This window comes from Pseudomonas sp. Q1 (genome assembly GCF_009935975.1).
Taxonomy (GTDB): domain Bacteria; phylum Pseudomonadota; class Gammaproteobacteria; order Pseudomonadales; family Pseudomonadaceae; genus Aquipseudomonas; species Aquipseudomonas palleroniana.
In genome coordinates this window covers 169,722-183,118 of the sequence record NZ_QODI01000009.1, presented here as the reverse complement: position 1 = coordinate 183,118, position 13,397 = coordinate 169,722, and the positions used below count along the sequence as shown (strand labels likewise).

At 59.3% G+C, this 13,397-nt stretch carries 12 protein-coding genes; all 12 read right to left on the bottom strand.

The window, feature by feature from the left end; all coding sequences use genetic code 11:
* Nucleotides 1-89: 89 nt before the first annotated feature.
* The 12 genes from DK870_RS16165 to flgG all read right to left on the bottom strand — a co-directional run bounded on the left by DK870_RS16165 (nucleotide 90) and on the right by flgG (nucleotide 13,350).
* Nucleotides 90-386: a hypothetical protein gene (locus DK870_RS16165; RefSeq protein WP_060756044.1), complete on the bottom strand. Its 297-nt coding sequence runs from the start codon at nucleotides 384-386 to the stop codon at nucleotides 90-92.
* Nucleotides 387-410: 24 nt separating this feature from the next.
* Nucleotides 411-800 (bottom strand): flagellar export chaperone FliS, encoded by a 390-nt coding sequence (fliS, locus tag DK870_RS16160; protein ID WP_060756045.1) that lies wholly within the window; start codon nucleotides 798-800, stop codon nucleotides 411-413.
* Nucleotides 801-944: 144 nt separating this feature from the next.
* The gene (fliD, locus tag DK870_RS16155) at nucleotides 945-2,354 is read right to left on the bottom strand and encodes a flagellar filament capping protein FliD (protein ID WP_161549125.1); all 1,410 of its coding nucleotides are present in this window, start codon (nucleotides 2,352-2,354) and stop codon (nucleotides 945-947) included.
* Nucleotides 2,355-2,435: 81 nt separating this feature from the next.
* A complete protein-coding gene (locus DK870_RS16150) occupies nucleotides 2,436-2,795 on the bottom strand; it encodes a flagellar protein FlaG (RefSeq protein ID WP_161549124.1) in 360 nt (119 codons plus the stop codon).
* 75 nt (nucleotides 2,796-2,870) lie between these two features.
* On the bottom strand, nucleotides 2,871-4,313 hold the full coding sequence (locus DK870_RS16145) for a flagellin (protein ID WP_161549123.1): 1,443 nt from the start codon (nucleotides 4,311-4,313) through the stop codon (nucleotides 2,871-2,873).
* A gap of 267 nt (nucleotides 4,314-4,580) precedes the next feature.
* Complete coding sequence (locus DK870_RS16140; protein ID WP_161549122.1) at nucleotides 4,581-5,510, bottom strand: ketoacyl-ACP synthase III; 930 nt, start codon at nucleotides 5,508-5,510, stop codon at nucleotides 4,581-4,583.
* 277 nt (nucleotides 5,511-5,787) lie between these two features.
* A complete protein-coding gene (locus DK870_RS16135; RefSeq protein ID WP_161549121.1) occupies nucleotides 5,788-7,371 on the bottom strand; it encodes a flagellar hook-associated protein 3 in 1,584 nt (527 codons plus the stop codon).
* 14 nt (nucleotides 7,372-7,385) lie between these two features.
* Nucleotides 7,386-9,422: a flagellar hook-associated protein FlgK gene (gene flgK / locus DK870_RS16130; RefSeq protein WP_161549120.1), complete on the bottom strand. Its 2,037-nt coding sequence runs from the start codon at nucleotides 9,420-9,422 to the stop codon at nucleotides 7,386-7,388.
* Nucleotides 9,423-9,432: 10 nt separating this feature from the next.
* Entirely contained in the window at nucleotides 9,433-10,695 is a 1,263-nt protein-coding gene (gene flgJ / locus DK870_RS16125; protein ID WP_104994435.1) for a flagellar assembly peptidoglycan hydrolase FlgJ, read from the bottom strand.
* A gap of 4 nt (nucleotides 10,696-10,699) precedes the next feature.
* Nucleotides 10,700-11,809: a flagellar basal body P-ring protein FlgI gene (locus DK870_RS16120; protein WP_161549168.1), complete on the bottom strand. Its 1,110-nt coding sequence runs from the start codon at nucleotides 11,807-11,809 to the stop codon at nucleotides 10,700-10,702.
* A 6-nt stretch (nucleotides 11,810-11,815) separates the two neighbouring features.
* Nucleotides 11,816-12,511, bottom strand: coding sequence for a flagellar basal body L-ring protein FlgH (gene flgH / locus DK870_RS16115; RefSeq protein WP_060756053.1), 696 nt, complete (start codon nucleotides 12,509-12,511; stop codon nucleotides 11,816-11,818).
* 53 nt (nucleotides 12,512-12,564) lie between these two features.
* Complete coding sequence (gene flgG / locus DK870_RS16110) at nucleotides 12,565-13,350, bottom strand: flagellar basal-body rod protein FlgG (protein WP_060756054.1); 786 nt, start codon at nucleotides 13,348-13,350, stop codon at nucleotides 12,565-12,567.
* Nucleotides 13,351-13,397 lie beyond the last annotated feature (47 nt).

The window sequence follows — 13,397 nt, the reverse complement described above, 5'->3', positions numbered from 1 at the left end:
ACGTCTGAAATCTGAAAACAGCACTAGTTAAGTCAAAAATGCTGGCACAGTCAAATATATGACGCACCGTTCGGACCAACAGAGCCCGTTCAGCCGAACAGATGGTAAACCTTCGACGCACTTTCCGCTCGATTGATCTGCGACATCTCTTCGAAAATCGCCTGGCGTTCGCCAGTCGTCACCTCAAGCAACTGCTGATAAACCGCCAGCAGGCTTTCCAGCTTTTCCCGCAAGGCATCTTCGTCAACCGGCACATTGTTGAGCGCCTCATCGATTACCGCACGGCAACCCAGATCCAGCTCACCAATGGCATCCCAGTTGCGCTCAGCCAGGGCATCGACCAAAGCGTCGCGGGTCTCGTCAATCCGTTGCAGGGCGTGGCTCATGACATCATCCTCAGGCCCAAGGGCCTACAGTGTTGCAATACCGTCCCAGCCTTCCTTGAGCGTAATCATCAGGCCGGCTACTTCGTCGATCATGGTGACATCGTTCTTGCTGTTGGCTTCCAGCAGGCGCGTAGTCATATAGGCATACAGATTATCAAGTTGCTGCAACGCGGCCGGATCGTCGGTTTTCTCCGGGTTCAGGCCGTCACGCAAACCGATCAGAATGTCGATCGCCTTGCCCAACAGCAGGCCTTTTTGCGCGATATCACCACGAGCCATGGCGCCTTTGGCCTGAGCCATGCGATCCAACGCGCCTTCCATCAGCATCTGCACCAAGCGATGCGGGCTGGCTTCGGAGATTTGGGCATGGGAATTGACCTTCTGGTATTGGCGAAGGGCTCTCATGGGATTCATGTTTCTACCTCGTGACAGGCAACAGCTAAAAAGAATGGGCTCTGATTATTATGTCGACAGCGTTGCAAAAAACTTTAAGCCGACGGTCTGGCGAAGGGCACGCCCGAACAAGGTGATCACCTTGCCGGGCGACCTCAGTGAGGATCAACTGGTCTTCGGATTATTCAGTGCGTTAAGTGTGGTCATGACACTGGAGCGCTGACTGGTAAGCTGAGCCACCAGGTTGTTCATGGTGGTGTATTTGTCGGTCAGGGTCTTTTTCAGGGCAGCCATACGCGCGGTCAAAGTATCCTGCTGGGTCTGCAGATCCTTGATGTTGCTCGACAACGTCGTCGAACGCGTAGCCAGAATCCCGGTACCACTCAGCGCATAGCTGTCGGTTGCGGTCTTCATGCGCGCAAGCAAACCCTTGTCACCGTTGAAGATACCGCCGATGTCGGTAGGGTTGGTCAGCACTGCCGCGTTGAAGATCTTGTCATCAATACTCAGCTTGCCGGTTTTCTGATCCGTGTTCACACCGAACTGGGCCAGGGATTTCAACGCCCCTGTCCCGCCCATTGCGTTCAGCTCAGTACGGATGGCCGACTGCAAAGTGCGCATGGTGGCATCGCCCGTCAACGCAGAAGACGTTGTGGATCCGTCGGCGTTGGTGGTCACGGCGGTTTCAGTGTTGATTGCCGTCATCAACGCGTTGTAGGTATCGACAAACCCTTTGACCGAACTCTTGAGGGTGTCGTTGCTCCTTGCGACGGTAATGGTCGACGCTACACGCTGAACTCCGGGAGTACTCGGATCCGTGACACCCGCCGGCAACGGCGACACTGCCGTCAACTTGATGCTCACACCACTGATCGCATCGGTCAGGGTATTACTCTTTGACTCCTGAGCCGTACCGTCAATGGTGTACTTCGCGTTCTGTGGAGCGCTACCGACGACCGACGTACCGGCTTCCAGTCCAGAGTTGCCCCCTACTGTAATGTCAGTACCGACGCCAGTATTGGTCGACGTAAGCACCATACGAGAGCCGGTGGAGTCAGTCAGGATGTTGGCACTCAAGCCCGAACTGCTCAGTTGTGCGTTGATCGAGTCCCGCACCTGCTGCAAGGTGGCGCCCGGTGGCACGCTGACAGCGTAGTTCTGGCCCGACTGCGAAATCGTCAGCGACGTGGCTGTGGTGCCTTTATTGACGACCGTCTTCGCACCGCCAGCGTAAGTCTGGGTCGCAATCTTCGAGGCCGTCGCCAATTGGTTGACCACCAACTGATAACTACCCGCAGAGGCACCCGCACCCAAGGTAACGCTGGAAACAGTGGCATCCGATGTGGTTGCCGTCAGGCCGCCAATACTGGCGTCCTTGGCCATGTTGTCCATGGCACCACGAAAAGCATCGAGCGCCGCTTGAATTTTGCCGATCGAGGACAACTGGGCAGTCGACGTCTGCGTCTGCTTGTTGATCTGCGACTGCTTGGGTGCCTGTTCCGCGTTCACCAATGCCGTCACGATAGCTTGGGTATCGATGTTCGTAACTGGGCCGCTAACCGATATATCACCCATGACTGTTCTCCTGATCCGGGGGCTGGCGCTTTCTTGACGGACGACGCCTCAAGTAGCGACAGCAACAAAATTCATGCCAGCTCAGACTTTCGCGTCAAACAGCACGCTACTGGCGTCGTGTAGGCTTTGCGCAAGCTTCAATGCGGCTTCCGAAGGGATCTGACGGATCACTTCACCGCTGTCGGTCGCAATGACTTTGACCACCACTTGATGGGTAGAGTCGTCGATTGAAAATTCCAGGTTGCGCTGGGCATCCTGAACAAATTTGCGAATATCCGCCACCGCCTGTTTAAGGTCGGACGGTTTCGAGTCCTGCTGGGTTTCGACCGCGACAACCGCAGGCTTGACCTTGGTTGTCTGCGAGTCGTTGCTCACAGGGGCAGGCGCGCTCTGCGGCGGCGCCGCAGGATAAGACAGGTTCAACTTGACGCTCATGTCCATGTCCAGTCACCTCATCACGCAAAAGACAAAAGGGCACGTAAACGCGCCCTTCCGTCAGTCATCTACCCATGGCTATTACTGAAGCAGCTTCAGTACAGCGGAAGGCAGTTGGTTGGCCTGGGACAGGATCGCAGTGGAAGCCTGTTGCAGGGTTTGTTGCTTGGTCAACTGAGCGGTTTCAGCAGCGTAGTCAACGTCCTGGATCTGACCGCGAGCGGCAGTGGAGTTGTCGGCGATGCTGGTCAGGTTGGCCACGGTGTTGTCGAAACGGTTTTGTACAGCACCGAGACCTGCACGCTGGGAGTCGATGTCGGAGATCGCCTGGGTGATCACGTCAATCGCGTTTTGCGCGTTGGTAGAGGTGGTTACGTCAGTGTTGTTGACGGTGGTTTTCGCGGAGTTGGCAGCAGTACCGGCTGCGGCGAACACGCCCGTTACACCAGCGCCGTTCAGGGCGTAGCTGTTGGAGGAGTTCAGCGAAACCTGGCCAGTTGCGATGATCGCGGTAGCGGCCAAGGCAGTAGCAGTACCGAATGTGCCGTTACCACCTTTGGTAGCGACCGAGATACCTGCAGCACCGCCGTCACCAGCGTTGAAGGTCAGGTTCTCACCGGTGTCGGACTTGACCGACAGAGCGTTGGTCGACGAATCGTAGTTAACGCTGATGCCCAGCTTGGCAGCGTTGGACTTCAGTTGGTCAGCCAGGTCGGAAGTGCTGGTCACGCCAGTGAACTGAACTGCGGTACCGCTGCCCACTTGCAGAGTGAAGTTGGCGTTCGGAGGAGTAGCAGCAGCAATGGTAGCCGCGTTCACAGTGAACTGGGCTTCAGTGCTGGCGGTAGCGCTCAGGCCGCCGACAGCGCCGTTCATTTGAGCAGCGATCTGCTTGGCGGAAGCACCGGCAGCGATGGTCACGTTAGCAGTCTGGCCACCACCGGTAACGGTGATAGCACCACCAGCGACGCCGGTTGCGGATGGCGTCAGGGCCTGGGTTTTCAGCTGTTGCGAACCGATGTTGTTGGCCGCTACGTTACCGATGGTCATGTCGATGGTCTGGTTGGCGTTGGCGCCGACCTGGAACGAAGTGGTACCGAAAGAACCGTCCAGCAGGTTCTTGCCACCGAAGGTGGTGGTGGTTGCAATACGGGTCAATTCAGCAGTCAGAGCCGCGTATTGAGCCTGGTTCGACTTACGGTCTTCAGCGCTTGGCGAGCCGTTGGCGGATTGCAGAGCCAGGGTACGCATGCTTTGCAGGATGTTGGTGGACTGCTGCATCGCGCCTTCAGCGGTCTGGGCAATCGAGCTACCATCGTTGGCGTTCTTGATCGCAACGCCCAGGCCGTTGATCTGGCTGGTCAGACGGTTGGAGATCTGCAGGCCGGCCGCATCGTCTTTGGCGCTGTTGATACGCAGGCCGGAGGACAGGCGCTGCATGGAGGTTTGCAGAGAAGTGGAGGCGTTGTTCAGGTTCTTCTGAACAGTCAGCGACGCAAGGTTGGTGTTTACTGTTAATGCCATGACGAAATCCTCGTGGGTGGTGTACTGCGGCTTCCGGCCCTGGCAACCGCCGGGTGTGCCTAGAGAACCTTCGTAATAGTTATCGTCGTGAAGTCAGGTTGCTTGAGGACTTTTTTGATTTTTTTTACTAGCACGATGCCACCCCTTGTAATTCAAGCATTTACGCTAGCCCAATCGCCCGTAATTACCAGGTTTTCTGACGTCAAATAAAAAACGCCCAGGCTTTTTTCAAGCCTGGGCGTTTTAGTGTGCGGTGCTATCAGGGCATCACGAACGATAGAGAATCGCCGAACCCCACGACAACCCCACTCCAAAGCCGCTGATGGCGACACGTTTCCAGCTACCGTCCAGCATGTGCTTTTCCAGCAACAGCGGAATACTCGACGACACGGTGTTACCGGTCTCGACCATGTCCTTGATGAACTTCTCAACCGGTGCATCTTCGAAACGCCGGGCCACCGCGTCGACAATCGCCGCACTGCCCTGGTGAATGCAGAAGGCATCGATCTGGTCAGGCGCAAGGTTCGACTCGTCGAGCAACTCGTGCAAATGCGCCGGCACCTTGAGCAAGGCAAAATTGAACACCTGGCGACCATTCATGAAGAACACGCCGTCGCTGACCTTCAGGTGTGGCGCACCGGAGCCATCGGTGCCGAACTTCGACTTGCCCAGTAACCACGGCGCGTCTTCGCCCATCCAGGTGGCGGTGGCAGCATCGCCAAAGAGCATGGTGGTGTTGCGGTCTTCCGGGTCGACGATCTTCGAATACGGGTCGGCGGTGATCAGCAGGCCGTTTTTCAGGCCAGTGGCTTCCATGAAGCCCTTCATCGCATAGATGCCGTAGACGTAGCCGGAGCAGCCCAGGGAGATATCGAACGCGGCCACGTGGGTCGGCAGGCCCAATTTGTCCTGGACGATGGCAGCCGTGTGCGGCAAGCCTTCCTCGTCGCCGTTCTGGGTCACGACGATCAGCGCGTCGATGGATTCGCGCTTCAACTGCGGGTTGTTGGCAAACAGAGCGTTGACCGCCTCGACGCACAGGTCGGAGGTTTCCTGCGCAACATCCTTGCGCGGCAGGAACGCCGAACCGATCTTGCCAATGATGAAATCTTCATCCTTGGCGAATTTGGCGCCCTGGGCGTAGTTATCCACCCCGTCTGCCGGCACGTAACTGGCGATGCTTTTTATGCCAATCATTGTGGCTTCCCAATACTAAATAGCTGGAGAACACCCCAGGGACTGCGCCCGGAGTGCTGACAATAAAGGGGAAAACCCCGTAAAAAACTCGCTGAAAGCCGCCCCGCAAGGACCCTGTGACGACTTATCCTTTTCACACGATACAGTGAAGATGCGCTTAATGACTCACAGGTCACTCAATTTTGTTCGCTTTGTGCAAAACCGCGCAACGTTCCTGACACCCGAAACGACAACGGCCCACCCTGTTGCCAGGGTGGGCCGTTGGTCTGGACGCCGATTACATGCGGCTGAACAGGCTCAACTGCGAGATTTTCACGAAGGCCAGCTGCGAGGCTTGCAACATGGTCTGCTGCAAGGTCAGGTCAATGGCCGCCTGCCCCATGTCCACGTTCGCCAGTGACGACATGGTGGTGGTGTTGGCCAGGCCCAGGCTGGTGTTTTCCTGGCTCTGGATATCCAGGGCATTGTTACGCGCACCGATGGAGCCACGTACCTGGTCGATCTGCGCGGTCGCATTCGCCAGGTTGGCGATGCTGGTATTGACCACGTCCTTGAGCTGATTCATCGCCACCTGGCTGCCATCCGACGGCGTTTCCAGGGCCTTGCGCAACTGGCCCAGGGTATCCAGGGCATTCATGTTCTTGTTACTGGTGGCGCCGACCGAAAACTGGTCGCCGGCACCCGGCGTGCCACTGATGCCGAAGGTCACCCCGGCCGTGGTGACCGAAGTGGCACCGGCGGCGATGGTGCCACTGGTAATCGCCTTGCTGTCAGTGCTGTAAGGCTGGGCGAACACCTGGTAATCGGTACCACTGGTGAACTTGATCACCGCACCCGAGTTGGGAAAGGTGCTGGCATACGCCGCCTGGTCCGTCACACTGCCGCCGGTCAGCTGCGCCGTGGACGGGTTGCTGGCCGTGCGCGAGACACTGAACGTATCCGGCTTGCTTTCCAGGGTGAACACCTTGCCCGCTACCAGCGCATCCGAAGCGGCACCGGGCGCGACACTCGCCCCCAGGTTCAGCGAGATGTCGAACTTGACCCCACGCAGGTTGACGCTGGAAGCGCCCTCCTTGGTCGCGTCAAACGTGCCGTTACCGGGGATCTCGGACGTCACGTCGTTACCGTCCTTGTCGGTCACGCTGTATTGGGTGCTGCTGGCGAAGGTCAGCTTATACGGCTGGCCGTCGGCAAAGCTCTTGATGTAATTGGTGCTGGAGGTGACCAGGCCCGCCGAAATCGCCACCTTGCCGTCATTGACCGCCGGCGGCAACAACGTGGTCTGGGTACGACCGGTGTTGGACGAACTTTCGAGCAGTGCCTTGCCGGTATCGCCCATGGCGATCGACAGGTTGCTCGATACCTGCAGGCTCAGCGGCGTCTCATCACCCTGGTAGGTGTAGGTGCCGTCGTTGTTGCGCGTATAGGGCGGCGTGTCGGTCTTGGACCCGGAGAACATGTAGTTGCCACTGGAGTCCTTGCTGTTGAGCAGGCCCAGCACGTGGTCTTCAAGCGCGCCGACCTTGCTGGCCAGCGCCTTGCGGTCGTCATCGCTGAGGCGCTGGTTACCGGCCTGCAGCGCCAGCTCACTGGCCGACTGCAACGCAAGGTTGATGCTCTGCAGTACCGTTTCTTCGTTACCGAGCGAGTTCTGCAAGGTGGTGATGTTGCCGTTGAACTGGCCCAGCATGTCCTTTTGCTGCTGCAACATCAGCAATTGGGCGGCCGCCACCGGATCATCCGAGGCAGTTTGCACGCGAATACCGGAACTGGCCTGGTCCTGAGCCTTCACCACGCCCGAATAGTTATCCTGGTACTTGCTGGAGCTGGTGTCGAAATACTGCTGTGTAGAGATACGCATCGTTCCAGACTCCTTTAAAGGGCGTTGATCAGCGTGCTGAAGGTTTCTTGCGCGGCCTTGATGATCTGCGACGACGCGGTGTAGTACTGCTGGAACTTGATCATGTCGCCCGCCTCCTCGTCCAGGTTGACCTGGGACACCGAGTTGCTGGCCGCCTTGTTCGCCGCCAGCAAGGCGCCGGTGGCGGTGGTGTCGGTGTTGGCCTGGGCGGCCTTGGAGCCCACCTGGGACACCAGCCGGCTATTGGCGCTGACCAGGCTCACGCCCGCGTTGCCATCCACCGCACCCACCGTCGCCTTGGTCTGCAAACCCAACAACTGCTGGGCGTTGCGACCATCGGAGGTGGCGCCGCTGTTGAAAGAAAAGGTCGTGCTGTCGCCATTGGCCGGCGTGCCGGCCACCGTGGTATCGAAGTTGAAGCTCTTGCCCGGAATCAGCGCCCCGGTGGCATCGCGCATGGGCACATTGATGCTGATCTTGTTGCCCTGGCCCGGGATGATGCTGCCGGTGCCGATCGGGTTGCCTTGTGCATCGCTGACGGTATATGGCTGGGTACCGTCCGCCGCCGGCTTGCCGAAGACCATCTTCACCGGCATCGAGTTTTCGATCCCGGTGCGCAATTGCGCGGTCGCGGCACCACCGTTGATATCAATGGGCACGGTCAAGGTAGGCGGTGTGAACGTGCCGGCGCCAGTGTTGGTCTTGCTGGCATTACCAGCCAAGGGTGCCGCAAATGCGAGCTTGTTCGGATCCTTGAGTTGGACGCCGATATTACTGGCACCCGTGGCCGTCGGGCTGACTTTGAAACTGTCACCGGCCGCTACGGGACCGGCGCCGTTCAACGCCAGGGTAAAACCATCAATCACCGGCGGCGGCGTGGTCGTGGTGTCGAACGAGCCCATCGCCTTGCCGTCCGAACGCACCACGTTGTACAGGTTGCCGCTGGTGAAGGTGACCTTGTAGTCGAAGGTCGACAGCTTGCTGGTGTCGGTAATCGTCACATTCAGATTGCCGGAGCCTGCACTGTTACCCGCAGCCGCCTGGCTGCGCTGGGCAATGGTGGCCGCAGTGTTGATATCACTGAACAGCGAGGAGCCGAAATCACTGTTCAGGTCCAGGCCCTGCCCCAACTGGGCGTTGACGCTGTCGGCGGTAGCAATGGCGATGCGTCCCAAATCGTTGATGGCCGGCATCAGCACATCACTGCGATAGCGCAACAGGCCGCCGATACTGCCGCCGGAAATCACCGAGCCGATGTCCATCTTCGTATCGCCCATGTTGAGCTGGATGGTGTACTGGCTGTTATCGGTCTTGCTCGGTACCGCTGAAATGGTATTGGCAATATTGCCCTCCACCAGCGACTGCCCGGTGCCGGTGGTGATACTGAACTGGCCGTTCTTCTCGGTGGCAGTGACGCCAATCAGCTCATTGAGCGAACGCACCGCCTCGTTACGTGCATCCAGCAGGTTGGCCGGCGCGCTGGTCGATGATCCCTGGGCGGTTGTGATCTGGTTGTTGAGCGAGGCGATCGACGACGTCAGCTTGTTGACCTGATCACTCAGCGTACCCAGTTGGCTGTTGATGCCTTCTTTCTGCTGGGTCAACTGTGTGGAAATCGAGTTGAAGCGGTTGCTCAAGGTCTGCGCGCTGGTCACCAGCAGTTGCCGCGCGGAAACATCGCTCGGCGTGGCGGCGGCGGTTTGCAGGGATGAAAAGAATGCGCTGAGCGCGGCGGACATACCCGTGGATTTGTCCGACAGGGTTTTGTCGATCGCCGCGGCCTGGCCCGCGTACGCGGTGGCATCGCTGTTGAGCGCGGTACTGCTCTGGTAGGCGGCTCCCAGAAAATCGTTATAAATGCGGCGCACGTCCGCCAGGGTCGTACCGCTGCCGATGAACACCCCACCGTACTGGTTGTTGGCGCTGGCGTTCTGGGTGGTCTGCTGGCGCGAGTATCCCGGAGTATTGACGTTGGCAATGTTGTTACTCAGGACCGACAACGATCCTTGAGAGGCGTTAAGCCCTGACATCCCGATACTGAGCAAACTCATGATTCAGACCTTATAAATGTGTGGTCGCGCCCGCGGCAGCGTAATTCTGGTAACTGTTCATCGTTTTAGCGATCTGCGAAATCTTGCTGGCGTAGTCCGGGTCGGTTGCATATCCGGCTTTTTGCAACTCGCGTACAAACCGCTCCGGGTTGTCGGCTGATTTCACAACTTCTTTATAGCGATCATTGCTTTGCAGCAATGTCACGAGGTCATGGAAGCTGTCCTGGTAGGAGTTATAGGAACGGAACTGCGCCGTTTCCTTGACCATCGCGCCATTGCGAAACTCGCTGGTAATCGCGCGTGCCTGGCCACCCTGCCAACTCTGGCCGGCCTTGATACCGAACAGGTTATGGCTGCTGCTGCCGTCTTCGGCGCGCATCACCGATTTACCCCAACCGGTTTCCAGGGCGGCCTGCGCCACCAGGTACTTCGGATCGATACCGATACGCGCCGCCGCCGCCTTGGCCATCGGCAACATGGTGGCGACGAACTCATCCTGCGAACTGAAGGCTTTCTTCGCCGGCGCCAGTGGCGGCTGGGCGATGGCACGGCCATACACCTGCATGCGCCCGCTCGGTACGGCGAAGCTATGGGCGGCACTGTTGACCACGTTGTCATCGGCAGCGCTGTTGCGCAGCGGCGCAGTCTTGGCGACGGCGGCGACCTCCGTACTCGGCACGATGCCCGCCAGCAAGCGATCGGTCAGCTTGCTCGGCAAGGCAATACGGCGCTGGTTCATCAGCTCCATATCATTGGCGTGGGCATTGCTGCCCTCCGGCACCGCCACACGGTAAGCCCACAAAGGACGCTGGCCATTGGAACGCCCCAATGGGCCTTCGGCTTGCGTGCCTGCGGCAATTTCAGTCGGCACATCGACTTTCTTGACCGGCGCATCCGCTGCCGGGCCTTGCAAGGTGGCCGCCTGGGCGTCCACCGGTTTGTTCTTCTGCATCTGGCGCATGAGCACGTCGGCCAGGCCGATACCGCCACCCTCGCGCGACAGCGAGACCGCCAGTTGCTGGTCGTACATTTCCTGATACTGCTTGGCGGCCGGGGTGTTCATCGGGTTGTCCTTGCCCAGGGCGTCGGTGGCCGAGCGCATGGACTTGAGCATCTCGTTCAAGAACAGCGACTCGAACTCCTGCGCGACTTTGCGCATGTTGCCGTCGCTGTTCTTATCGCCCACCTTGAGCTGGTTAAGCCGGTTCAGGTCGGAGTAAGCCCCCGAATCCGCCGTGCTGCTGATCCCACTCTTGCGCATATCCATGGCCATGGCCTCAGATCACGATCAGGTCGGCTTGCAGGGCGCCGGCCTGTTTCAGAGCTTCAAGGATTGCCATCAAGTCGCCGGGCGCTGCGCCCACCTGGTTCACCGCACGGACAATCTCGTCCAGGGTGGTGCCGGGGCCGAACTTGAACATCGGCTTGGCTTCTTGCTGGGCATTGACCCGAGAACGGGGCACCACCGCCGTCTGGCCATTGGACAACGGCCCAGGCTGGCTGACGATCGGGTCTTCGGTGATGGTCACGGTCAGGCTGCCATGGGTCACCGCCGCCGGCGACACCTTGACGTTCTGACCGATCACGATGGTGCCGGTACGCGAGTTGATGATGACTTTGGCCACCGCCTGGCCCGGGTCGACTTCCAGGTTTTCCAGGATCGACAGGTAATCCACGCGCTGGCTCGGGTCCAGCGGCGCGGTCACACGGATCGAACCACCGTCGATGGCCTGGGCCACGCCAGGGCCGAGCATGTCGTTGATCTTGTCGACCACGCGCTTGGCCGTGGTGAAGTCGGAGCGGTTGAGGTTCAGGGTCAGGCTGTTGCCCTGGTTGAAGCCGCTCGGCACGGTACGTTCCACCGTGGCGCCGCCAGGGATGCGCCCGGCCGACGGCACGTTGACGGTGATCTTTGAGCCGTCGCGGCCCTCGGCGTCAAAGCCGCCCACCACCAGGTTGCCCTGGGCGATGGCGTAGACGTTGCCATCGATACCCTTGAGCGGCGTCATCAGCAAAGTGCCGCCGCGCAGGCTTTTCGAGTTACCGATGGACGATACGGTAATGTCGACCACCTGCCCCGGCTTGGAAAACGCCGGCAGGTCGGCGCTGATGGACACCGCCGCCACGTTCTTCAATTGCACGTTGCCCGAGCCCGGCGGCACCTTGATGCCGAACTGCGAGAGCATGTTGTTGAAGGTCTGCAGGGTGAACGGCGTCTGGGTGGTCTGGTCACCCGTGCCATTGAGCCCGACCACCAGGCCGTAACCGATCAACTGGTTGGAGCGCACGCCGGAGATACTGGCGATGTCTTTCAGTCGCTCGGCCTGGGCGACTGCGCTCAGGGACAGCAACAGTGCTGCCGCCATCAGCTGTTTGAGTTTCACAATGACCACCTAGAAAGGGAACAGCGGGCTAAGGAAGAAACGGTCGAACCAGCCCGGCTGACTCGCATCGGCAAACGAACCCGTGCCCGAGTAGGTAATGCGCGCATCGGCAATCCGCGTCGACGACACGGTGTTGTCGGTGGAAATATCATCGGCCCGCACCATGCCCGCAATACGCACCAGCTCGTCACCGGTGTTGAGGGTCATCCATTTCTCGCCGCGTATGGCGATGATGCCGTTGGGCAATACGTCGGCCACGGTCACAGTGATCGAACCGGTCAAGCTGTTGCCCTGCCCCGCCGCACTCTTGCCGTTGGTGGCGCGGTCACCGGAATAACCAGCGTTCAGGCTCAGGTCACCGCTGCCCAGTGGGTTGTTGGTATTGGGCACACCCCCGAACAACGAGGTCAGGCCGATGCTGGTCTTGCTGGTCTTGCCGACCTGCGAGTTGGCGTTCTTGCTGGCCTGGGTCTTCTCGTTCAGGGTGATGGTGATGATGTCCCCCACCCGGAATGCCTTGCGGTCGCTGTACAGGTTCTGTTCAAAACCGGCCTGGTAGATCGAGCCATTGTTGGCCGCCGCCGGCAACGGTGTACGAGGCAACACCGGCGCGTAGTACGGGTCATTGGGTTTCGGCGTCGGGGCGACACAGCCCGCGAGCACGGCGATCCCACTCAATGCCAGAACAGAAACATAGCGATTCATGACCCTTACCTCACGGTGTTGCAGGCGCCCTCAAGAGCGCCCCATAGACTTGATTACAGATTCTGCGTGACGAACGAGAGCATCTGGTCGGCAGTGGAAATCACCTTGGAGTTCATCTCGTAGGCGCGCTGGGTGGTGATCATGTTGACCATCTCCTCAACCGTGCTGACGTTGGAGGTTTCCAGAGTGCTTTGCAGGGTGGTACCAAAACCGTTCAGGCCCGGGGTGCCGATTTGCGGCGCGCCGCTGGAAGCGGTTTCCAGGAACAGGTTGTTACCCATGGCTTGCAAGCCGGCGGGGTTGATGAAGTCCGCGGTTTGCAGGTTGCCGATCACTTGCGACGCCGGGTTACCGGCCACGGTGATGGACACGGTGCCGTCATTGCCCACGGTGAAGGTCTTGGCGTTGGCGGGAACCACCACGGCCGGCTCCAGCGCGAAACCGTTGGCGGTGACGATCTGGCCGTTGGAATCGAGGTGGAACGTACCATCACGGGTGTACGACGTAGTGCCGTCCGGCTGCAGGATCTGGAAGAACCCACGGCCATTGATGGCCATATCCAGTGGCTGACCGGTTTGTTGCAGGTTACCGGCATTGAAGTTCTTCTGGGTGCCGACGATCTGCACACCGGTACCCAATTGCAGGCCCGACGGCAGCTCGCTGTCCTGGGTCGATTGAGCACCTGGCTGGCGCTTGATCTGGTAGAGCAAGTCCTGGAACTCGGCGCGATCACGCTTGAAACCCGTGGTCGACACGTTGGCCAGGTTGTTGGAAATGGTGGTCAGGTTGGTGTCCTGGGCGGACAGGCCTGTTTTGGCAACCCATAGAGCCGGAAGCATGTTGTTCTCCTTCGTGCGCCTGTTTGTTGGCGCCGCGTTGCAAAATT

What these genes read in the sequence shown, in the direction of transcription:
- DK870_RS16150 (WP_161549124.1), bottom strand. Translation starts at nt 2,795, where the DNA reads ATGGACATGAGCGTCAAGTTGAACCTGTCTTATCCTGCGGCGCCGCCG.
- flgH (WP_060756053.1), bottom strand. Translation starts at nt 12,511, where the DNA reads ATGAATCGCTATGTTTCTGTTCTGGCATTGAGTGGGATCGCCGTGCTC.
- fliD (WP_161549125.1), bottom strand. Translation starts at nt 2,354, where the DNA reads ATGGGTGATATATCGGTTAGCGGCCCAGTTACGAACATCGATACCCAA.
- DK870_RS16135 (WP_161549121.1), bottom strand. Translation starts at nt 7,371, where the DNA reads ATGCGTATCTCTACACAGCAGTATTTCGACACCAGCTCCAGCAAGTAC.
- DK870_RS16145 (WP_161549123.1), bottom strand. Translation starts at nt 4,313, where the DNA reads ATGGCATTAACAGTAAACACCAACCTTGCGTCGCTGACTGTTCAGAAG.
- flgJ (WP_104994435.1), bottom strand. Translation starts at nt 10,695, where the DNA reads ATGGCCATGGATATGCGCAAGAGTGGGATCAGCAGCACGGCGGATTCG.
- flgG (WP_060756054.1), bottom strand. Translation starts at nt 13,350, where the DNA reads ATGCTTCCGGCTCTATGGGTTGCCAAAACAGGCCTGTCCGCCCAGGAC.
- flgK (WP_161549120.1), bottom strand. Translation starts at nt 9,422, where the DNA reads ATGAGTTTGCTCAGTATCGGGATGTCAGGGCTTAACGCCTCTCAAGGA.
- DK870_RS16140 (WP_161549122.1), bottom strand. Translation starts at nt 5,510, where the DNA reads ATGATTGGCATAAAAAGCATCGCCAGTTACGTGCCGGCAGACGGGGTG.
- fliS (WP_060756045.1), bottom strand. Translation starts at nt 800, where the DNA reads ATGAATCCCATGAGAGCCCTTCGCCAATACCAGAAGGTCAATTCCCAT.
- DK870_RS16165 (WP_060756044.1), bottom strand. Translation starts at nt 386, where the DNA reads ATGAGCCACGCCCTGCAACGGATTGACGAGACCCGCGACGCTTTGGTC.